This is a genomic window from Clavibacter michiganensis subsp. tessellarius (genome assembly GCF_021922985.1).
Taxonomy (GTDB): domain Bacteria; phylum Actinomycetota; class Actinomycetes; order Actinomycetales; family Microbacteriaceae; genus Clavibacter; species Clavibacter tessellarius.
Genome location: NZ_CP040788.1, coordinates 1,422,535 through 1,440,486, shown reverse-complemented (window position 1 = coordinate 1,440,486; position 17,952 = coordinate 1,422,535). Strand labels below are relative to the sequence as shown.

Below are 17,952 nucleotides of genomic sequence, written 5' to 3'. Positions count from 1 at the left end.
CGGCGGCCGGGAGGGGCTACGCGTCCGCGTCGTCCCGGCGGCCGGTGGCGTCGTGCAGCTCGTCCGTCTCGGGATCCGCCGCGTCGGGCGCGGAGATGTCGGCGTCCTCGGGGATGGAGTGGTCGTGGATCGGGTCCTGCGCGCGGTCGGTCATGCGGTCGAGCCTACGCGCGGGCCCCCGACCCGCCCGGCCCCGGTCAGAGGATGCGCGTGTGCGTCGTGAGCGAGCCCACGCCCTCGACCGACACCGTGACCGTGCTGCCGTCCTTGAGGAAGATCTGCGGGTCGCGCGAGTACCCGGCGCCGCTCGTCGTGCCCGTGGAGATGAGCGTGCCCGGCTGCAGCGTGGACGAGGTGGAGAGGTACGAGACGAGGCGCGCGACCGTGCGGACCATGCCGCTCGTGCGGCCGTCCTGCACCGTCTCGCCGTCGAGGACCGTCGTGATGCGGAGGTCCTGCGGGTCCGGCACCTCGTCGCGCGTGACGACGACGGGTCCCGTGGGGGAGAAGCCGTCGAAGCTCTTGCAGCGGCTCCATTGCTGCTCGGAGAACTGCAGGTTGCGGGCCGTGATGTCGTTGACGACCGTGTAGCCGAAGACGTGGTCGAGCGCGTCGGCCTCGGACACGTCGCGGGCGGCGCGGCCGATGATCACGCCGAGCTCGACCTCGTAGTCGACCTCCTCGCTGAGCGAGCGCGGCCAGCTCGTGGTGCCCTCGTGGCCCGAGAGCGAGTTGGGCCAGAGCGCGAAGACGGTGGGGGCGGAGGCGCTCGTGATGTTGAGCTCCTCGGCGTGCGCGGAGTAGTTGAGGCCCACGGCGTAGACGGCCGGCGGGCGGAGCACGGCGGAGGCGTGCGTGAGGCCGTCGACCGGCGTGGTGCTGGTGCGGCTCGCGACGGCGCGCTCGACGGTGGCGCGGATGCGCGCCATCTCGTCGTCGCCGCGCTCGATGAGGTCCTGGAGGTCGCGGGGCGAGTCGTCGAGCACCTCGTCGAGGAAGAGCGCCTGGCCCTCCGAGACGATCGCGGCCAGTCGGGGGGTCACGCCGTCGTCGGCGAGCAGGTGGGCGAACTTCATGACCCCGAGCGTATCGGGCGGTCGCGGTCGACCGCCGTTGCGGTCATAACGTGCATGGGAAGGTCCGCCTCACCCGCGGGCGCGTGCGGCCGCGCCTCAGTCCTCGCGGACGACCTCGTCGGGCGACTTGTCGTGCCGCCAGCCCCGCCAGGACGCCTGGCGGAGGCGGCCCGTCGAGGTCCACTCGGCGAACTCGACCTCGCCGACGAGGCGCGGCGTGATCCAGCGCGCGTCGCGGGCGTCGGCCGCGGGCACGTCCGCGAACGGGCTCGTCTTCCGCGCGAGCGGGCGGAAGCGGCGGAGGGCGTCGGCGAGGTCGCGCTCGCTGAAGCCCGTGCCCACGCGGCCCGCGTACTCGAGGCCGTCGGGGCCGGGGACCCCGACCAGCAGGGAGCCGACGCCGGACGCGCGGCTGCCGGATCCGGGGCGCCAGCCGCCGACGACGACCTCCTGCGCCCGGTGGTGCTTGACCTTGATCCACGCGCTGGAGCGGCGGCCCGACTCGTAGGGCGCGTCGACGCGCTTGGCGACGACGCCCTCGAGGCCGAGCTCGCGGCTGGTGGCGAGCGCCCCGTCGAGGTCGCCGTCGAAGGCGGGCGGCACCTGGATCCGGCCGCGGCCCGGCGACCGCACGGCGTCGAGGAGCGCGGCGCGGCGCTCCCGGTAGGGCTCCTCGACGAGCACGCGGTCGCCGATCGCGAGCGCGTCGAAGAGCATGAGGTGCACGGGCGCGGACCTCCGGGCGCGCGCGACGTCCTTCTCGCCCGTGAGGCCCAGGCGCGTCTGCAGGAGGCCGAAGTCGGGGCGGCCGCCGTCGCCGAGCACCACGATCTCGCCGTCGAGCACCGCGTCGTCCACGTCCAGCGCGTCGGGCAGCTCGGCGAGCTCGGGGAAGGCGGCCGTGAGGTCGACGCCGTTGCGGCTCGTGATCGTGGCCCGGCCGTCCGCGACGACGGCGATCGCGCGGTAGCCGTCCCACTTCATCTCGACGGCCCACTCCCCGTCGGGGTCGAGGCCGGCGCCGGTCGCGGCCGTCGCGAGCATGGGTGCGGGGGCGGATGCGGCGCCGCCCTTCCGCCGCGCGCCGACGCGCGTGCGCCCGCCCGCCTTCGCGAGCCCCGCCGCGCGGGCCGGCCTCGCGTGCGCCTTCGCGGGGGCGTCGGCGGGCTCCATGAGGTGGATCAGCCAGTTCGCGTCGGCCTTGCCGTGACCGCCCGTGTGGATGAGCGCGTACCGCCGGGGCCCGTCGATGCCGGTGCCCGCGCCCCGGCCGTGCAGCGTCGCGATGACCTCCTTCCCGTCGCGCCACTTCTCCAGCTCGTAGGTGCCCGCGTCCCAGATGGTCACCTCGCCGCCGCCGTACTCGCCCGCGGGGATGGTGCCCTCGAAGGACCCGTACTCCACGGGGTGGTCCTCCGTCTGCACCGCGAGGTGGTTCGTGCCGTGCTCCGTGGGGACGCCCTTGGGGAGGGCCCAGCTCACGAGCACGCCGTCGTGCTCCAGCCGGAAGTCCCAGTGCAGCGCGCGGGCGTGGTGCTCCTGGATCACGAAGGAGCGGCCCTCGGACGGCGCGGGCGCGTCGGCGGGGACCGGCTCGCTCGTCTTGGCGGCGTCGCGCTTGGACCGGTAGGTCGCGAGGCGGTCGTCGGCGGCGTCGGGCTCCTTCCGCGCGAAGGACGCGAGCCGCTCGGGCGTCGGCTCCAGGCTCTCGCGGTGGCCCTCCTCCACGGGTGCGAGCGGATCCGCGCGCCTCCGCATCCGCGCGACCACCTCGTCCATCTCCAGGTGCCGCAGGGTCGGCGACGCGAGCTCGCGCCAGGTGCGCGGCACCGCGACGGTCGGCCGGGATCGGCCGCGGAGCGAGTACGGCGCGACGGTCGTCTTGTTCGGGTTGTTCTGGCTCCAGTCGACGAGGACCTTGCCCTGCCGCAGGGCCTTCCTCATGTCGCTCACCACGAGGTCCGGGTGGTCCGCCTCCAGGGCGCGGGCGAGCTCGTGCGCCACCTGGGAGATCGCGTCCGCGTCGTGGCTGCCGTCGAGCGCCGCGTAGAGGTGGATGCCCTTGGACCCGCTCGTCACCGGGTACGGCTCGAGGCCCATGTCGCGGAGGATCGCGCGGGCCGCCGTCGCGACCTCCACGCACTCGGGGAGCCCGGCGCCGGGACCCGGGTCGAGGTCGAGCACGAGCCGGTCGGGCCGTCGCTCGTCGCCCGTGCGGCCGAACCGCCACTGCGGCACGTGCAGCTCGAGCGCCGCGACCTGGCCGAGCCAGGTGAGGGTCGCGACGTCGTTCGCCAGCGGGTAGTCGTTCGCGTGGTCGCGGTGCTGGATCGCCCGTCGCAGCACCCACTCGGGCGTGTGCGCGTCGAGGTCCTTCTGGAAGAACATCTTCCCCGGGTGCTCGTCGGTGCCGACGCCGTCGACCCAGCGCTTGCGGGTGACGGGACGGTCGCGGAGGTGCGGCAGCATGTGCGGCGCGATGGCGGCGTAGTACGCGATGACGTCGCCCTTGGTCGTGCCCGTCGCGGGATACAGCACCTTGTCGAGGTTCGACAGCGTGATCCGCCGTCCCTCGACCTCCACCTGCTGCTTCGCGCCCGCCATCGCTCCAGCATGGCCCCGCGGGTGTTCACTCGACCCATGAGAGCCATCTGGAAGGGCGCGGTCACCTTCGGCCTCGTCAACGTGCCCGTGAAGGTCTACAGCGCGACGCAGGACCACGATGTGCCGCTGCACCAGGTGCACGACGCGGACGGCGGGCGGATCCGGTACCAGCGCCGCTGCGAGGTGTGCGGCAAGGTCGTCGACTACGCCCACATCGACAAGGCGTTCGACGACGGCGACCGCACCGTGGTGATCACGGAGGAGGACCTCTCCTCCCTCCCCGAGGAGAGGAGCCGCGAGATCGACGTCGTCGAGTTCGTGCCGAGCGACCAGGTGGATCCCGTGATGCTCGACCGCAGCTACTTCCTCGAGCCGGACTCCTCGAGCCCCAAGTCGTACGCGCTCCTCCGCCGGACGCTGCAGGAGACGGACCGCACGGCGATCGTGCACGTCACCCTCCGCCAGCGCACCCGGCTCGCGGCGCTCCGCGTGCGCGGCGACGTGCTCATGCTCCAGACGCTCCTTTGGGACGACGAGGTGCGCGAGGCCGACTTCCCGTCGCTCGACGCCGCGCCGAAGGTGTCGCCGCGGGAGCTGAAGATGTCGGCGCAGCTCGTGGAGGGGTTCGCGGAGGACTTCGACCCGTCGAAGTTCAGCGACGAGTACCAGGAGCAGCTGAAGACCCTGATCGACGCGAAGCTCGCGCAGGGCGACTCGCTCGACACCGACGCGACCTTCGGCGAGTCCGAGGACGACGAGGACTCGGGCGGCGAGGTGCTCGACCTCATGGACGCGCTGAAGCGGAGCATCGAGCGGAGCCGGGGCGGGGGATCCTCCGCGAAGAAGGCGGCGCCGGCGAAGAAGGCGTCGGCGGCGAAGGCGAAGGCGGGGTCGGCGAAGCACGAGGACGACGCGCCGGCGAAGGCGGGCCCGGCGAAGAAGGGCAGCGCGAAGAAGGCACCGGCGAGGTCCTCCGCGAAGGAGTCGACGACGAAGGCGAAGGCGAAGGGCGAGTCGACGACGAAGGCGAAGGGCGAGTCGACGACGAAGTCGAAGACGGCGAAGAGGTCCACGACCGCGACGAAGGCGAGCACCGCGAAGGCACCGGCCGCCGAGAGGAGGAGCGCGTAGGGATCAGCCCGTGGCCGGCATCCCGTCGGTCATGACGCGCCAGAGGTGCAGGGTCGAGTAGGAGCGCCACGGCGACCACGCGGCGGCGCGCGCGTCGAGGGCGCGCGCCTCGTCCGGGAGACCCAGCGCGGCGGCTCCGCGGCGGACGATGAGGTCGCCGGAGAGCAGGATGTCGGGCTCGCCGAGCGCGCGCATCGCGACGTAGTCGGCGGTCCACGGGCCCACGCCGTGGAACGCGACGAGCGCGGCGCGGAGCTCCGCGCGCGGCATGCCGTGCTCCACCACGAGCTCGCCGGCCTCGAGGGCCTCGGCGAGGCGGATCAGGGTCGCCGTGCGCCGAGCGGGCCCGCGCAGGAGCTCGGCGCCGTCGCGCGCGATCCGGGCGGCCGAGGGCATCAGCCGCGTGACGGATCCATGCGCGACCGACGCGGGCAGGTCCTCGCCGAGGTCGGCGGTCATGCGGCCGTGGGTGGCGCGGGCGCTGGCGACGGAGATCTGCTGGCCGACGATGGTGCGGAACAGGGTGGAGCGCGCATCGAGCGTGCCGGGGATCCGCAGGCCGGGCGTCGCGCGGACGGCCGCGGCGAGAGCGGGGTCGCGGGCGAGGTCGGCGTCGATGCGGGCGGAGTCGACGTCGAGGCCGAGGAGGCGGCGCGTGCCGGCGAGGAGCTCGGCGGCGTCGTCCGCGTGCTCGACGCGGGTGGTCACCTCGAGGCGGGTGGGCGCGCCGGGCGCGGGGTCGGACGCCGACGCGTCGAGCAGCCGCACGGTCACCGTCCCCGCGCCGTGCGCGAGCCGCGCCGACTGCGTGAACGTCGTGGCGTCGCCCTCCTCGGCGCCCGCGACGGCGTGCCAGGAGAGGAAGCGGATCACGCCGCCGCCGTCGAAGGGCGCGGGCACGTCGAGCACGGTGCGGGCGACGTGGGCGGCGGCGCCGGGGGAGTCCATGCCCTCAGCCTGCCCGAGACCGGCGACCCGGGCGCGCGGCCGACCTAGGGTGGATCGCATGATCGACGACCCGGCCATCGCCCCCTCCGCCGACGCGCCGTCCCGCGATCCGGGTGCCCATGCCGGCGCCGTCCGCGCCGAGCTCGTCGCGACCCTCGGCGACGTCGTGGCCACCGATCCCACCGCCCTCGACGACGCGCGCAGCGACCGGTCGGGCTACCGCAGCCCCGCGGATCCGATCGCCGTCGTCCGCGCGACCGAGGTGGACCACGTCGTCGCGACCCTCCGCATCGCGAGCGCCACCGGCACGCCCGTCGTCACGCGCGGCGCGGGCACGGGCCTCGCGGGCGGCGCGACGGCGACCGCGGGCGAGATCGTGCTGTCGGTGCGGGGCATGGACCGCATCCTCGAGGTGAGCGAGGCCGACGAGCTCGCGGTCGTGGAGCCCGGCGTCCTCAACGACGACCTCAACGCCCGGCTCGCGCCGCTCGGCCTCTGGTACTCGCCGGATCCCGCGAGCAAGGCCATCTCCACCATCGGCGGCAACATCGCCACCAACGCCGGCGGCCTCCTCTGCGCCAAGTACGGCGTGACCCGCGAGGCCGTCCTGGCGCTCACGGTCGTCCTCGCCGACGGCCGCGTGGTCGAGACCGGCCACCGCACCGTGAAGGGCGTCACGGGCTACGACCTCACGGCGCTGATGATCGGGTCCGAGGGCACGCTCGGCGTCATCGTGCGCGCGACCGTCCGGCTCCGCCCGCTGCCGACCGCGACGCCGTCGACCGTCGCCGCGTTCTTCCCCGACTCGGCCTCCGCGGCGGCCGCGTCGTCCGCCGTCACGGCCGCGCGCATCCGCCCGGCCGCGATGGAGCTGCTCGACGCGGGCGCCCTCGAGGCCATCGACGCGTTCCTCGGCACCGACCACTCCTCCCGCGGATCCGCGCACCTCCTCGTCCGCTGCGACGGCCCGGACGCCGCCGCGGAGGCCGCGCGCGTGGTCGACGTGGTCGTCGCGGGCGGCGGCACGGCCGACGTGACCGATGACGCCGACGAGGGCGAGCGGCTCCTCGCGATCCGCCGCGCCTTCCATCCGGCGCTCGCCGCCCGCGGCCGCGTGCTCATCGAGGACGTGGCCGTGCCGCGGTCGCGCCTCGCGGACATGCTCACGCGGATCCGCGAGATCGAACGCGCGACCGGCCTCCGCATCCCCACCGTCGCGCACGCGGGCGACGGCAACCTGCACCCGAACTTCTGCATCCCCGAGGACCCGACCACGCCCGACGGCGAGGCGACCGGCATCCCCGACGACGTCTGGCGCGCGGCCGACCTCCTCTTCCGCGCGGCCGTCGACCTCGGCGGCACCCTCACGGGCGAGCACGGCGTGGGCCTGCTCAAGCGGCGCTGGCTCGCCGACGAGCTGGGCGACGACGTCATGGGGCTCGCCGCCGGGATCCGCCGCGTGTTCGACCCGCGGGGGATCCTCAACCCCGGCAAGGCCGCCTGACCGGGGGATCCGCGACCCGGCGACGCCCGCATGTCCGCGCGCGTCGCCGGCTCGGACGGCCGTCGGGCCCGTCGATAGGCTGGCGACGCCGATCCGCCGAAGAGAGGGCCGTCGTGACCGACCCGTCCGTCCCCGTGACCGTCCACCGCCCGTCGCCCTCCTCGCCGCCGCGCGCCATGGAGCTCCCCACGCCGCACGCGCCGCGCCGCATCACCGCGTCGGCCGTGCTCGGCGTCGTGGGCGTCGCCGTGCTGCTGCTCGTCGGCCTCGTCGTCGCCGCGTACCTCGTGCTGAGCCTCGGGGTGCAGGCCGTCGCGATCTGCGCCCTCCTCGCGCTCGTCCCGCTGGCCGGCGTGCTGCTCGCGATCCGCTGGGTCGACCGCTGGGAGCCCGAGCCGCGCCTGGCGCTCCTGTTCGCGCTGCTCTGGGGCGCGGCCGCGTCGGTGGCCATCGCGCTGCTGTTCGACCTCGTCGTGCAGTACGCGCGCCTCGCCGTGGGCGTGCCGACGGGGTACACGGAGTTCCTGCAGCTGGCCGTCCAGGCGCCCGTCGTGGAGGAGTCCGCGAAGGCGCTCGGCCTGCTCCTCGTGTTCTGGGTCGCTCGCCGCCACTTCGACGGGCCGGTCGACGGCGTCGTCTACGGCGCGACCATCGCGGCCGGCTTCGCCTTCACGGAGAACATCGTCTACTTCGGCGGTCCGCTCGTGCAGGGCACCACGGGCGAGCTCGTCGGCACCTTCGTGCTGCGGGGCCTGTTCTCGCCCTTCGCGCACGTGACCTTCACCATGATCACCGGCATCGCCATCGGCTACGGCGCGCGCCGCGGTCCGGGCGCCGCGCTCGGCTCCGGCGCGATCGGGCTGGTCGGCGCCATCGTGCTGCACGCCCTCTGGAACACGGGCGTCACCATCACCGGCGACTTCCTCTCCTTCTACGTGCTGCTGCAGGTGCCGATCTTCGCGTTCCTCGTGACGGTCGTGATCCTGCTGCGCCGCTACGAGATCCACCTGACGCGCCGCCGCCTCCGCGAGTACGCGGCCGTCGGCTGGTTCACGCCCGCCGAGGTCGAGATGCTGAGCACGTGGCAGGGTCGGCGGCGCGCGCGGCTGTGGGCGCGCACCCGCGGCGGCGACGCGGGCCGGGCCATGGGGCTGTTCACGCGCGACGCCACGCGGCTCGCCTTCGCCCGGCAGCGGATGCTGTCCGAGCGGCCCGCCGCGTCCGGCCGCTCCGAGGCGGGGCACCTCGACGACGAGCGCCGGCTGCTGCGGGCGGTCACCGACCACCGCGAGGCGCTCCTCGGCGGCGGCCGGCGCTGATCCGCCCGCCTCCTCCCGATCCGCCGAGCGGGGCGGGAGCGCCGGGTGCGCGGGCGATGGCCGCCAGGCGACGATCGCGCGGGGCGACGCCGGCCGGCCGGCACGACGTCGGGGGTCGCGAGTAGCGTCGGAGCCACGACCACGAGGAGACACGATCATGAGCGATGCCAACCAGGACACCACCGGCGGCGACGAGAAGGAGATGCTCGGCTCCTCCACGCCCACGCCGCCCCAGAGCGCCGAGAAGGACCCGAGCACGTGGGTCACGGGCGACGAGCCGATGACGGGCGCGCAGCGCAGCTACCTCGACTCGCTCGCCTCGCAGGCCGGCGAGGAGATCCCCGCCGACCTCAACAAGGCGGAGGCGAGCGAGCAGATCGAGCGCCTGCAGGAGAAGAAGGAGACCGCGTCGCCGCAGTCCGACGACGCGAGCTGATCCGCGCGTGAGCGGACGGGCGGGCGCCGGGCGGCGTCCGCCCGTCGTCGCATGGGATCGGGGGAGCGGGAGCAGGGGGAGCACGTCGTGAGGGAGGGCGCATGACCACGCTGGTGGGGTACGCGCGCGTCGCGCGCGCCGACGAGTCGTACCAGGACCAGGTCGACGCCCTCGACGCGGCGGGCTGCGAGCGCATCTTCGTCGACGTCGCCGCCGGCCCCAAGGCCGCGCGCCCGAGCCTCCAGGACGCCCTCGACTACCTCCGCGAGAACGACGAGCTGCTCGTCGTCAGCCTCGACCGGCTGGGGCCGGGATCGGCCGACGTCGTGCGGATCCTCAACTCCCTCGAGGCGCGCGGCATCGCGTTCCGGGCCGTCCGCGACGGGCTGGAGGCGGGCACCGAGGCCGGCCGCGGCCTCTTCGCGGTCACGCTCGCGCTCGCCACGGTGGACGCGGTCACCGCCGAGGAGAAGCGCCGCCGCCGGCCCGCCGAGCCCGCCGCGGCACCCGCGCCGACGGCGCCCCAGCTGCCGTCGCTGCCCAAGGGCATCACGCGTCGCAAGCTCCAGATCGCCGTCGAGGAGCGCTCGAAGGGGCGCGACACCGGCGAGATCGCCCGCGTGCTCGACGTCAGCGAGCGCGTCGTCACGCGCGCGCTGGCCTGGGCCGAGTCGGGGCGCACGGGCGGCCTGCTGCGCTGAGCCGCGGCGGATCGTCCGCGCGGGGGAGCCAGCGGCACCCGCGGCGGAGGTGCGCGCGACACGGGTTTCCTACCCTGGGGAGATGACCGGATCCCGCCCCGCCCGCGCCGCGCCGCGCCGGCGTCCCCGCGGCCGGGTGGCCCGTCGCCGGGACGCGCTGCTCGCGGCCGTGGTCGCGACCGCCGTGGTGGGCGCGGGCCTCGCGACCGGGATCCTCCCGGCGCCCCTCGCCGGCGCGTCGGCGGACCCCGACACCTGCACCGTCGACGCGCTCACGGCCGGATGGTCCACGGGCACGCTGCACCTGAGCGCCGCGGACGCCGGCGACGACGCGGGCGCCGCGCTGGTCGACGTGCGCGGCGACGTGCCGGCCCCCACCGCGAGCACCATGAAGGTCCTCACCGCCGCGGCCGCCGTGGAGTCGCTCGGCCCGGACCGCCGCATCGCCACGCGCGTCGTCGCCGGCCCGCGCCCGGACACGGTGGTCCTCGTGGGCGGCGGCGACCCCACCCTCAGCCGCCTGCCCACGGGCACCGACGGCGTCTACCCGGGCGCGCCCCACCTCGACGACCTCGCGCGCCAGGTGCGCGACGCCCGGCGCGCCGATCCCGCCACCGCCGGCGTCCCGATCCGCCGCCTCCAGGTCGACAGCAGCCTCTTCACCGGGCCCGCCTGGCTGCCGGAGTGGCCGCTCGCGGCACGGCGGGGCGGATCCATGTCGAACATCACGGCGCTCATGGTGGACGGCGACCGCGACGACCCCGCGGTCCCGTACTCCCGTCGCGGGGACGCGGCCGTCGCGCGCGCCGCCGACGCCTTCGCCGCGCTCCTCGGCGACGACGTGGCCGCGGACGGCCCGCTCGTCACGGCCGCCCCCGGATCCGCCGTGCTGGCCACGGTCGAGTCGGCGCCCGTGCGCGACCTCGTCGGCCACATGCTCACGCACTCCGACGACACGCTCGCCGAGACGCTCGCGCGCCTCGTCGCGATCGAGACGGGCGCGGGCAGCGCGGCCACCGACATCCAGCGCGGCACCCCGGAGGCGCTCGCGGGGCTCGACCTGCCGATGGCGGGCGTCGTGCTGGTCGACGGGTCGGGCCTGTCGGACGCGAACCGCGTGCCGGCCGAGCTCCTCACGCGGCTCATGGCGCGCATCGCGCGGCACGTCGACGACCTCGCGATCGTCGACGCCGGCCTCGCCGTCGCCGGGCGCACGGGCACGCTCGCGGAGGGCGGGCGCTTCGCGGGCGAGCAGGACGCGGCGGCCGGCCGCATCCGCGGCAAGACGGGCACGCTCGAGCGGATGCACGGCCTCACCGGCATCGCCGACGCGGAGGACGGCACCGAGGTCGCCTTCACCATCTGGGCCGAGGACGTGGATCCGTCCGTCCCCGCGGAGTCCGCGCGCGCGGAGGTCGACGCCCTCGCAACCGACCTTCAGCGCTGCGGCGGCGCGCTCGGCGGCTGACGCCGGGGTCGCGGGCCGCTCGGGCCGGTCGCGCCGGTCGCGTCGGCCGGGCAGGCCGGTGGCGCCTACGCCCCCGACCGCTCCACGAGCCGGTGGTCGTGCGCGTACACGACGAGCTGCACGCGATCCCGGAGCGCGAGCTTGGCGAGGATGCTGCTGACGTGCGTCTTCACGGTCGACTCGCTGACGAACTCGAGCGCCGCGACCTCCGCGTTCGACAGGCCCCTGGCCACGTGCCCGAAGACGTCCTTCTCGCGCGCGCTCAGCGAGCGGAACGCGGGCGGCGCCGGGGGAGCGGGCGCGGCGGCGGCGTCCGACGTGAAGAGCTGCGTGAGCTCGTCGGGCGCGAGCACGGCGCTGCCGGCGTGGACCGCGCGGATCGCCGCGGCGAGGAAGGCGGGCGTCGCGTCCTTGAGGAGGAAGCCGCTCGCGCCGCCGCGGATGGCCGTGGCCGAGGCGCGATCGAGCGCGAACGTCGTCAGCACGATGACCCGCGGCGGCTCGGCGCGCGAGCCGTCGAAGAGCGCCCGCACGGTCTCGAGGCCGTCCATCACGGGCATCCGCATGTCGAGCAGCACGACGTCGGGTCGCACCTCGTCGATCACCGCGAGCCCCTGCCTGCCGTCCCCGGCCTCGCCGACGACCTGGAGGTCGGGCTGGGCGTCGAGGGCGACGCGCACGCCGCCGCGGAACAGCTCCTGGTCGTCGACGAGCACGATGCGGATCACGGGCGGCCTCCCGGCACGGTGAGGGGGCGGGCGTCCGGCAGGGGGATCCTGGCCCGGGCGGTGAACAGGTCGTCGACGGCCTCGGCTTCGAGGTCGCCGCCGACGGCCGCGAGCCGGGCGCGCATGCCCTCGACGCCGGTGCCGAGGCGCAGTGACTCGAGCCCGAGCGGGCCCGTGCGGTCGCGGACGGCGCTCGGCGGGACGACGGGGTTCTCGACCTCGAGCACCACGTCGGCCGCGCGCCAGGTCTCGCGGAGCCGGATGCGGCCGCCGGCGGCGCCGTGCCGCATGGCGTTGGTGGTCATCTCCTGGGCGACGCGGCGCACGACGACCTGGCGGGCCGGATCCACCGCGCGGCGCTGGCCGCGCACCTCGTGCACGAGGTCGACCCCGGCCGCCCGCACCTGCGCCACGACCGCGTCGAGGTCCTCGGGCCCGTCGTCGGACTCGGCCGTGCTCGTGCCGCTCAGCACCTCGCGCACCTCGGCGAGCGACCGGCGCGCGGTGTCGGCGATGGTGGCGGAGACGCCGCGGATCCGCTCCTCGTCGTCGAGGAACTGCACCGAGTCGGCCTGCGCGATGATCACCGCGAGCGAGTGCCCGACGATGTCGTGCACGTCGCGCGCCATGCTCGCCCGCAGCGTCTCGGCGTGCGCGAGGTCGACGGCCTTGACGGCGGTGTCCTCGGCCTGGACGCGGAGCCGCGACTCGGTCGAGCGGGCGCGGATCACGCGCACCACGAGGCCGGTGAGCCAGGCGAGGAGCAGCATCAGGACCGGTGCCGCGACGAAGATCATGGCGCCGAGGCCGCCGGGGCTGATGAGGAGCGAGTAGCGGGCGCCCGTGTGCAGCAGGTAGACCGTGGCCATCACGCCGCCGACGACCGCGGACGCGCCGCCCAGGATGACCGTGGGGCGCGACCCCCGCCGGGCGGTGGAGTACAGCACGAGGAGGAGGGCGAGGTCGGCGAAGCCGGGGCGCTCGCCCAGCTGCCACTGCGCCAGCGCCATCACCCAGGCCAGCGCGAGCGCCACCCCGGGGAGCGCCGAGCGCGCGACGACCGCGAGGACCACCAAAGCGGCCACGGGGAGGCCCGCCTCCTGCACGTCCAGCGGCGGCCGCACGGCGATGCCCGCGAGCACGATCCCGACGACGGCGTCCACGGCGACCTCGGCGCCGTCGCGGTGCCGCGGGGCGCGCGGCGTGCGCGCGCGCGTCGTCTCGGCGGTCCCGGTGTCCATCGGCCACAGCCTAGGCGCGGGTCCGAGAGCGGGTCGCCCCCCGCGGGTACCGGTCGCCGGTACCCGCGGGGGAGGCCGCGCTACTTCTTCTTCGTCAGCGCGGATCCCTTGTGGGCCGCGGTCTTGCCGGACTTGTCGCTCTCCACGATGTACGCGGGCTCGTCGCCCGACGCGGTGAAGTGCTGCCCGTCGTGCTGGAAGTCCTTCGTCTTCTCCTCGACGACCTTCCCGTGCGTCTCGCCCTGGGGCGTGTTCCAGGTGACGTGGTCGCCCTTCGAGAGGCCGGCCATCAGATCGTCGCCACCGATCCGGAGTCGACGCGGTAGTTCGAGCCGTTCACGAACGACGCGAGGTCGGAGCAGAGGAACGCGACCACGTTGGCGACCTCGGCGGGCTCGCCGCGGCGCTTGAGCTCCATGTAGGGGCGCTCCTCGTCGAGGAACGACTCGATCGCGTCGTCCTTCGAGGTGCCCAGCTGGTCGGCGCGCTTCTCCATCATCGCGTCGGTCATGGGCGTGTGGATGAAGGCGGGCGACACCGCGTTCACGAGCAGGCCCTCCTTCGCGTAGCTGCGCGAGAGGCCCTTCGACAGCGCGAGGATCCCGGCCTTGGCGGCGCAGTAGGGGAGCTCGTCGTCGTACGGCTGCACGGCGTCCTCGGAGGCGAGGAACACGATCCGGCCCCAGCCGCCCTTCCGGAGCGACGGGAGGAACTGCTTGACGAGCCGCACGGGTCCCAGGAGGTCGACCTCGATGGTGTTCGTCCAGCCCGCGTCGTCGATCTCGTGGAACAGGCCCTGCGCGCCGGTGATGCCCGCGGACTGCACGAGGATGTCGATGTCGCCGACGGCCTCCTGCACCTTGTCGTGTAGCGCGGCGAGCGACTCGACGCTCGTCACGTCGGCCGCGAACGCGTGCACGCGGTCGCCCCCGTCGAGCTTCGCGGCGGCCTCGTCGAGCGAGCCCTGGTCCTGGTCGCTGAGGACGACGGTCGCGCCCTCGGCGAGGAGGATGCGGGCGGTCTCCCACCCGATCCCCGAGTCGGCGCCCGTGACGAGCGCGGTCTTCCCTGTGATCCCGAGGTCCATCCCGGTCTCCTTCCTGTGCCCAGATCGGGCGGTCGATGCGGTGTCGCGGTCGTGACGCGACGAGGGCCGCGCCTGGTGGCGCGGCCCTCGGGTCGTGATGTCGGTGCCGCTCGCTACTCGGCGGCGGATCCGACGCGGCGGTTCTCCGCGGAGACCATCCACGCGTACTGCTCGAGCGCCGTGATGAAGCCGTGGAGGAGGTCCGCGGTGGTCGGGTCCTCCTCGTCGACGTCGTCGTGGACCTCGCGCATGGTGTGCACGGCGGCCTCGAGGCGCTGGGTCACGAGGTCGACGGTCTCGGCCGTGTCGACCTCGCCCTGCGGGTACTCGGGGAGCGTCGTGTTCTCGGCGACGGTGTCGCTGCGGCCGTCGGGCGTGGCGTGCAGGGCGCGCATCCGCTCGGCGAGGTCGTCGCTGAACTCGCGCGCCGACTCGATGATCTCGTCGAGCTGCAGGTGCAGGTCGCGGAAGTTCTTGCCGACGACGTTCCAGTGGGCCTGCTTGCCCTGGATGTGCAGCTCGATGAGGTCGACGAGCACCTTCTGCATGTTCTCGTGCAGCTGCTGGCTGGCCTTGAAGCCGCGTTCGGCGTTCTGGCGCTTGGTGGGCTTGGAGCCCTCGGGCTGCGTGGCCTTCTCGGAGGTGGCGGTGGGGCGTTCGACGGTCGTGGTCATGTGCGACTCCTCGGTTCTCGTTCTCATGGGGTCGGGGGTCTCCCGATCCGTGCGGCGCGGCGTCCGGTGGGACGGGCCCGCGTGGGCCGGGCGCGCGTTCGCGCGACGTCCGGCCTGCCTTCGACGGTACGCCCGCCGGATCCGTGTCGCACGAACGGTGAGTGCGCTCACAGTGCGCGTCCAGCCAGGGCGGCCGGCGGTTCGCTCGGCGGACGAGCGGTCCGTCGCCCACCGCGTCGGCCACCGCGTCGCCCACCGCGCCGGACGGCCGCCCGCTCCCGGTGCTTGGCTGGATCCATGAGCGCCCTCACCTCCGACCTCCGCGTCCTGCGCGACGCCCGCGCGATCCTCGTCGAGAGCCTCTGGTGGGATCCCGCCGGCGACGTGATGTGGAACGACATCACCGCGGGCACGCTGCACCGGAGCCCGTGGACCGGCTCGGTCGACGGATCCGACGACACGGTGCTCGAGCTGCCGCCGCCGCTCGCGTCCTTCCAGCCGGCCGACGACGGCGGGTACGTCGCCGGGCTCGGCGACCGGATCGTGCTCGTCGACCGGGAGGGCCGGATCACGCGCGAGCTCGCGCGCGTCGCGCACGCGCACGACGGCATCCGGATGAACGAGGGCAAGGTCGATCCGGAGGGCCGCTTCGTCATCGGCTCCATGGACGTCACCGAGGGCGAGCCGGACGCGGCCGTCTACTCGATCGACGGATCCGGCACCCTGCGCACGCTCCTCGGCGGCTTCGCCGTCACCAACGGCTTCGAATGGACCGACGGCGGTCGCACCATGATCCTCACCGACACGTCGGAGCAGACCGTCTACCGGGCGCCCTACTCGGCCGACGGCGAGCTCGGCGACCTCGAGCGCTGGATCCACGGCGAGATGAGCGACGGCCTCACCCTCGACGTCGACGGCTACGCGTGGAACGGCGTCTACGGCGGCGGCAAGGTGATCCGCTGGGCGCCCGACGGCTCGAAGGACCTCGAGATCGAGGTGCCCGCGCCGAACGTGACGTCGGTCGCGTTCGCCGGGCCCGACCTCCGGACCCTCGTCATCGGCACCGCGCGGGAGAACATGACGGAGGAGCAGCTCGAGGAACACCCGCTCTCGGGCGGCGTCTTCGCGATCGACACGGCCGTCTCCGGACGACCCGTGAACGTCTTCCGCACCGTGGTCGGCGGCGACGCACGCGCGTAGCGTCGACAGCGCCGTCCGACCGGGCGGCACCACTCTCACGAGGAGGAACGCACATGACCGGAGAGAGCATCCAGGGCCGCAAGGTGGCCTTCCTGCTGACGGACGGCTTCGAGCAGGTCGAGCTGACGGAGCCGTGGAAGGCCGTGCAGGAGGCCGGCGGCACCCCCGTGCTGGTGTCCCCGAAGTCGGACACCGTGCAGGGTCTGAACCACATCGACAAGGCCGACACGTTCGACGTGGACGTGCGGGTGGCGGACGCCGACGCAGCTGACTACGACGGCCTCGTGCTGCCCGGCGGCGTCGTGAACGCGGACGACATCCGCGTCGACGCCGACTCGGTCGCCTTCGCGAAGGCCTTCTTCACGGCGGGCAAGCCCGTCGCGTCCATCTGCCACGCGCCGTGGATCCTCATCGAGGCCGGCGTGGTCGACGGCCGCCGCATGACCTCGTTCCCGACGCTGGCCACCGACCTCCGCAACGCGGGCGCCGAGTGGGTCGACGAGGAGGTCGTGGTCGACAGCGGCTTCGTCACGAGCCGCAACCCCGACGACCTGCCCGCGTTCTGCGCGAAGCTCGTCGAGGAGATCGCCGAGGGCGAGCACGACGAGCAGCACGCCTGACCCGTCGCGGCACCTCCGGCAGGAGGGCCCGTCCACCTAGGGTGAGGGCGTGACCACGCCCTCACCCGACGCGCGCTTCCGCCAGACCACGCCCGCCCCGCGCGCGATCCGCCTCGGCGGGCTGGTGGTCGCGGCGCTCGGCCTCGTGGTCGTCGTCGCGACCGGCGGAGGCGCCGTCGGGATCGTCGCGGGGCTCGTGCTCCTGGCCGCCGGCGTGGTGGTCGGGTCGCTCCGGATCCGCATCACGCTGGACGCCGACGCCGTCGAGGTGGCCCTCGTCCCGCTGCGGCGCATCCGCGTCCCGTACGCGGCCATCGCCGACTGCACGGTCGTCGACCACCTCCGGCCGCGGACCGTCGGCGGCATCGGCGTCCGCGCGCTGCCGGGCGGGGGAGCGGCCGTCCTCCTGGACGCCGGGCCCGCCGTCTCCCTCGAGTCGGCCGACGGCACGCGGCACCTCGTCCGCAGCACGTTCCCGCGCGAGGCGGCCACGCGGATCCGCGACCGCGCCGCCGCCGCGCCCCTCGCCGACGACGACCGCCCGGAGGATCCCGCCGCGCCCACCGCCTAGGCTCGTCGCGTGACCACCGCACCCCCCGCCGCACGCCGTCCCCGCACCTCCCGCCCCGTCGTCGTGGCGCTCGCGGCGGTCGTGGTGGTCGTCGGCTTCGTCCTCGACCAGATCAGCAAGCGCTGGGCCGTGGACGCCCTCGGCGGCGGCCGGCAGATCGAGCTCGTCCCGACCGTGCGGTTCGCCCTCGTCTACAACCCCGGCGTCTCCTTCGGCATGGGCGCCGAGGTGGGCCCGCTGCTCACCGTCGGGATCATCGCGCTCGCGCTCGGCCTCGCCGTCTGGGTCGGCTGGCAGATCCGCCACCGCGCCTCGACGCTCCAGGTGCTGCTGCTCACCGCGGTGCTGGCGGGCGCGCTCGGCAACCTCTTCGACCGCATCACGCGGGCCGAGGACGGGCCGCTGTCCGGGCACGTCGTGGACTTCATCGCCGTCGAGTGGTTCGCGGTCTTCAACGTGGCCGACATCCTCACGGTCTGCGGCATGATCGCGTGGGCCGTCACGATGGTCTTCGGCCGGGACCACGCCGCCGACGGACGCCACGCGGCGGACGGGGACGCGGCCCAGACGGACGACGCGGCCGCGGGCGACGCCCCGACCGGCGCGGGATCCGCTCCCGTCGACCGCGCCTGACCCGGGCGTAG

19 protein-coding genes are annotated in these 17,952 nt (G+C 74.8%); 10 read left to right on the top strand and 9 right to left on the bottom strand.

The features are described 5' to 3' along the window. Positions 1 to 16: 16 nt before the first annotated feature. The 3 genes from FGG90_RS06595 to FGG90_RS06585 all read right to left on the bottom strand — a co-directional run bounded on the left by FGG90_RS06595 (position 17) and on the right by FGG90_RS06585 (position 3,680). Complete coding sequence (locus FGG90_RS06595) at positions 17 to 154, bottom strand: hypothetical protein (protein ID WP_165771393.1); 138 nt, start codon at positions 152 to 154, stop codon at positions 17 to 19. 43 nt (positions 155 to 197) lie between these two features. Next, entirely contained in the window at positions 198 to 1,076 is an 879-nt protein-coding gene (locus tag FGG90_RS06590; protein WP_094128976.1) for a fumarylacetoacetate hydrolase family protein, read from the bottom strand. Between the two features lie 96 nt (positions 1,077 to 1,172). Next, positions 1,173 to 3,680, bottom strand: coding sequence for an ATP-dependent DNA ligase (locus tag FGG90_RS06585; RefSeq protein ID WP_094128980.1), 2,508 nt, complete (start codon positions 3,678 to 3,680; stop codon positions 1,173 to 1,175). 36 nt (positions 3,681 to 3,716) lie between these two features. Between FGG90_RS06585 and ku the strand changes: the two genes are divergently transcribed. Beyond that, on the top strand, positions 3,717 to 4,811 hold the full coding sequence (ku, locus tag FGG90_RS06580; protein WP_094128983.1) for a non-homologous end joining protein Ku: 1,095 nt from the start codon (positions 3,717 to 3,719) through the stop codon (positions 4,809 to 4,811). Between the two features lie 3 nt (positions 4,812 to 4,814). Here the strand turns inward: ku and FGG90_RS06575 are convergent, their stop codons facing one another. Continuing rightward, on the bottom strand, positions 4,815 to 5,759 hold the full coding sequence (locus FGG90_RS06575) for a DNA-3-methyladenine glycosylase family protein (protein ID WP_094128986.1): 945 nt from the start codon (positions 5,757 to 5,759) through the stop codon (positions 4,815 to 4,817). Positions 5,760 to 5,817: 58 nt separating this feature from the next. Between FGG90_RS06575 and FGG90_RS06570 the strand changes: the two genes are divergently transcribed. The 5 genes from FGG90_RS06570 (at position 5,818) to FGG90_RS06550 (ending at position 11,187) form a co-directional block, all read left to right on the top strand. Further along, entirely contained in the window at positions 5,818 to 7,263 is a 1,446-nt protein-coding gene (locus FGG90_RS06570; RefSeq protein WP_237583541.1) for an FAD-binding oxidoreductase, read from the top strand. Between the two features lie 113 nt (positions 7,264 to 7,376). Beyond that, the gene (locus FGG90_RS06565) at positions 7,377 to 8,582 is read left to right on the top strand and encodes a PrsW family intramembrane metalloprotease (RefSeq protein WP_094128989.1); all 1,206 of its coding nucleotides are present in this window, start codon (positions 7,377 to 7,379) and stop codon (positions 8,580 to 8,582) included. A 157-nt stretch (positions 8,583 to 8,739) separates the two neighbouring features. After that, positions 8,740 to 9,018: a DUF3072 domain-containing protein gene (locus FGG90_RS06560; protein WP_094128992.1), complete on the top strand. Its 279-nt coding sequence runs from the start codon at positions 8,740 to 8,742 to the stop codon at positions 9,016 to 9,018. Positions 9,019 to 9,119: 101 nt separating this feature from the next. Beyond that, positions 9,120 to 9,719: a recombinase family protein gene (locus tag FGG90_RS06555; RefSeq protein ID WP_094128995.1), complete on the top strand. Its 600-nt coding sequence runs from the start codon at positions 9,120 to 9,122 to the stop codon at positions 9,717 to 9,719. 82 nt (positions 9,720 to 9,801) lie between these two features. Then, positions 9,802 to 11,187 (top strand): D-alanyl-D-alanine carboxypeptidase/D-alanyl-D-alanine-endopeptidase, encoded by a 1,386-nt coding sequence (locus FGG90_RS06550; RefSeq protein ID WP_094128999.1) that lies wholly within the window; start codon positions 9,802 to 9,804, stop codon positions 11,185 to 11,187. A 65-nt stretch (positions 11,188 to 11,252) separates the two neighbouring features. On the opposite strand, the gene FGG90_RS06545 is transcribed toward FGG90_RS06550, so the two are convergent. From FGG90_RS06545 to FGG90_RS06525, 5 genes are all read right to left on the bottom strand, one after another. Then, positions 11,253 to 11,915, bottom strand: a complete 663-nt coding sequence (locus FGG90_RS06545; RefSeq protein WP_094129002.1) for a response regulator — start codon at positions 11,913 to 11,915, stop codon at positions 11,253 to 11,255. Beyond that, entirely contained in the window at positions 11,912 to 13,156 is a 1,245-nt protein-coding gene (locus FGG90_RS06540) for a sensor histidine kinase (protein WP_094129004.1), read from the bottom strand. Before FGG90_RS06540 ends, FGG90_RS06545 begins: the two co-directional genes overlap by 4 nt. 80 nt (positions 13,157 to 13,236) lie before the next feature. Further along, a complete protein-coding gene (locus FGG90_RS06535; protein WP_094129007.1) occupies positions 13,237 to 13,446 on the bottom strand; it encodes a hypervirulence associated TUDOR domain-containing protein in 210 nt (69 codons plus the stop codon). Beyond that, complete coding sequence (locus tag FGG90_RS06530; RefSeq protein ID WP_094129010.1) at positions 13,446 to 14,243, bottom strand: SDR family NAD(P)-dependent oxidoreductase; 798 nt, start codon at positions 14,241 to 14,243, stop codon at positions 13,446 to 13,448. Before FGG90_RS06530 ends, FGG90_RS06535 begins: the two co-directional genes overlap by 1 nt. A 113-nt stretch (positions 14,244 to 14,356) precedes the next feature. Then, on the bottom strand, positions 14,357 to 14,917 hold the full coding sequence (locus tag FGG90_RS06525) for a Dps family protein (protein WP_086516392.1): 561 nt from the start codon (positions 14,915 to 14,917) through the stop codon (positions 14,357 to 14,359). 297 nt (positions 14,918 to 15,214) lie between these two features. Here FGG90_RS06525 and FGG90_RS06520 point away from each other — a divergent pair, with 297 nt between their 5' ends. Genes FGG90_RS06520 through FGG90_RS06505 form a run of 4 tightly spaced genes read left to right on the top strand, consistent with a single transcriptional unit; the run spans position 15,215 to position 17,941 of the window. Then, positions 15,215 to 16,117 (top strand): SMP-30/gluconolactonase/LRE family protein, encoded by a 903-nt coding sequence (locus FGG90_RS06520; protein WP_094129013.1) that lies wholly within the window; start codon positions 15,215 to 15,217, stop codon positions 16,115 to 16,117. 53 nt (positions 16,118 to 16,170) lie between these two features. Further along, complete coding sequence (locus tag FGG90_RS06515) at positions 16,171 to 16,737, top strand: type 1 glutamine amidotransferase domain-containing protein (RefSeq protein WP_094129016.1); 567 nt, start codon at positions 16,171 to 16,173, stop codon at positions 16,735 to 16,737. Between the two features lie 49 nt (positions 16,738 to 16,786). After that, positions 16,787 to 17,308 (top strand): hypothetical protein, encoded by a 522-nt coding sequence (locus FGG90_RS06510; protein WP_094129019.1) that lies wholly within the window; start codon positions 16,787 to 16,789, stop codon positions 17,306 to 17,308. Between the two features lie 9 nt (positions 17,309 to 17,317). Further along, positions 17,318 to 17,941 (top strand): signal peptidase II, encoded by a 624-nt coding sequence (locus FGG90_RS06505; protein WP_094129023.1) that lies wholly within the window; start codon positions 17,318 to 17,320, stop codon positions 17,939 to 17,941. The last annotated feature ends 11 nt before the right edge of the window (positions 17,942 to 17,952 follow it).

What these genes read in the sequence shown, in the direction of transcription:
- FGG90_RS06595 (WP_165771393.1), bottom strand. Translation starts at nt 154, where the DNA reads ATGACCGACCGCGCGCAGGACCCGATCCACGACCACTCCATCCCCGAG.
- FGG90_RS06590 (WP_094128976.1), bottom strand. Translation starts at nt 1,076, where the DNA reads ATGAAGTTCGCCCACCTGCTCGCCGACGACGGCGTGACCCCCCGACTG.
- FGG90_RS06585 (WP_094128980.1), bottom strand. Translation starts at nt 3,680, where the DNA reads ATGGCGGGCGCGAAGCAGCAGGTGGAGGTCGAGGGACGGCGGATCACG.
- ku (WP_094128983.1), top strand. Translation starts at nt 3,717, where the DNA reads ATGAGAGCCATCTGGAAGGGCGCGGTCACCTTCGGCCTCGTCAACGTG.
- FGG90_RS06575 (WP_094128986.1), bottom strand. Translation starts at nt 5,759, where the DNA reads ATGGACTCCCCCGGCGCCGCCGCCCACGTCGCCCGCACCGTGCTCGAC.
- FGG90_RS06570 (WP_237583541.1), top strand. Translation starts at nt 5,818, where the DNA reads ATGATCGACGACCCGGCCATCGCCCCCTCCGCCGACGCGCCGTCCCGC.
- FGG90_RS06560 (WP_094128992.1), top strand. Translation starts at nt 8,740, where the DNA reads ATGAGCGATGCCAACCAGGACACCACCGGCGGCGACGAGAAGGAGATG.
- FGG90_RS06555 (WP_094128995.1), top strand. Translation starts at nt 9,120, where the DNA reads ATGACCACGCTGGTGGGGTACGCGCGCGTCGCGCGCGCCGACGAGTCG.
- FGG90_RS06550 (WP_094128999.1), top strand. Translation starts at nt 9,802, where the DNA reads ATGACCGGATCCCGCCCCGCCCGCGCCGCGCCGCGCCGGCGTCCCCGC.
- FGG90_RS06540 (WP_094129004.1), bottom strand. Translation starts at nt 13,156, where the DNA reads ATGGACACCGGGACCGCCGAGACGACGCGCGCGCGCACGCCGCGCGCC.
- FGG90_RS06535 (WP_094129007.1), bottom strand. Translation starts at nt 13,446, where the DNA reads ATGGCCGGCCTCTCGAAGGGCGACCACGTCACCTGGAACACGCCCCAG.
- FGG90_RS06530 (WP_094129010.1), bottom strand. Translation starts at nt 14,243, where the DNA reads ATGGACCTCGGGATCACAGGGAAGACCGCGCTCGTCACGGGCGCCGAC.
- FGG90_RS06525 (WP_086516392.1), bottom strand. Translation starts at nt 14,917, where the DNA reads ATGACCACGACCGTCGAACGCCCCACCGCCACCTCCGAGAAGGCCACG.
- FGG90_RS06520 (WP_094129013.1), top strand. Translation starts at nt 15,215, where the DNA reads ATGAGCGCCCTCACCTCCGACCTCCGCGTCCTGCGCGACGCCCGCGCG.
- FGG90_RS06515 (WP_094129016.1), top strand. Translation starts at nt 16,171, where the DNA reads ATGACCGGAGAGAGCATCCAGGGCCGCAAGGTGGCCTTCCTGCTGACG.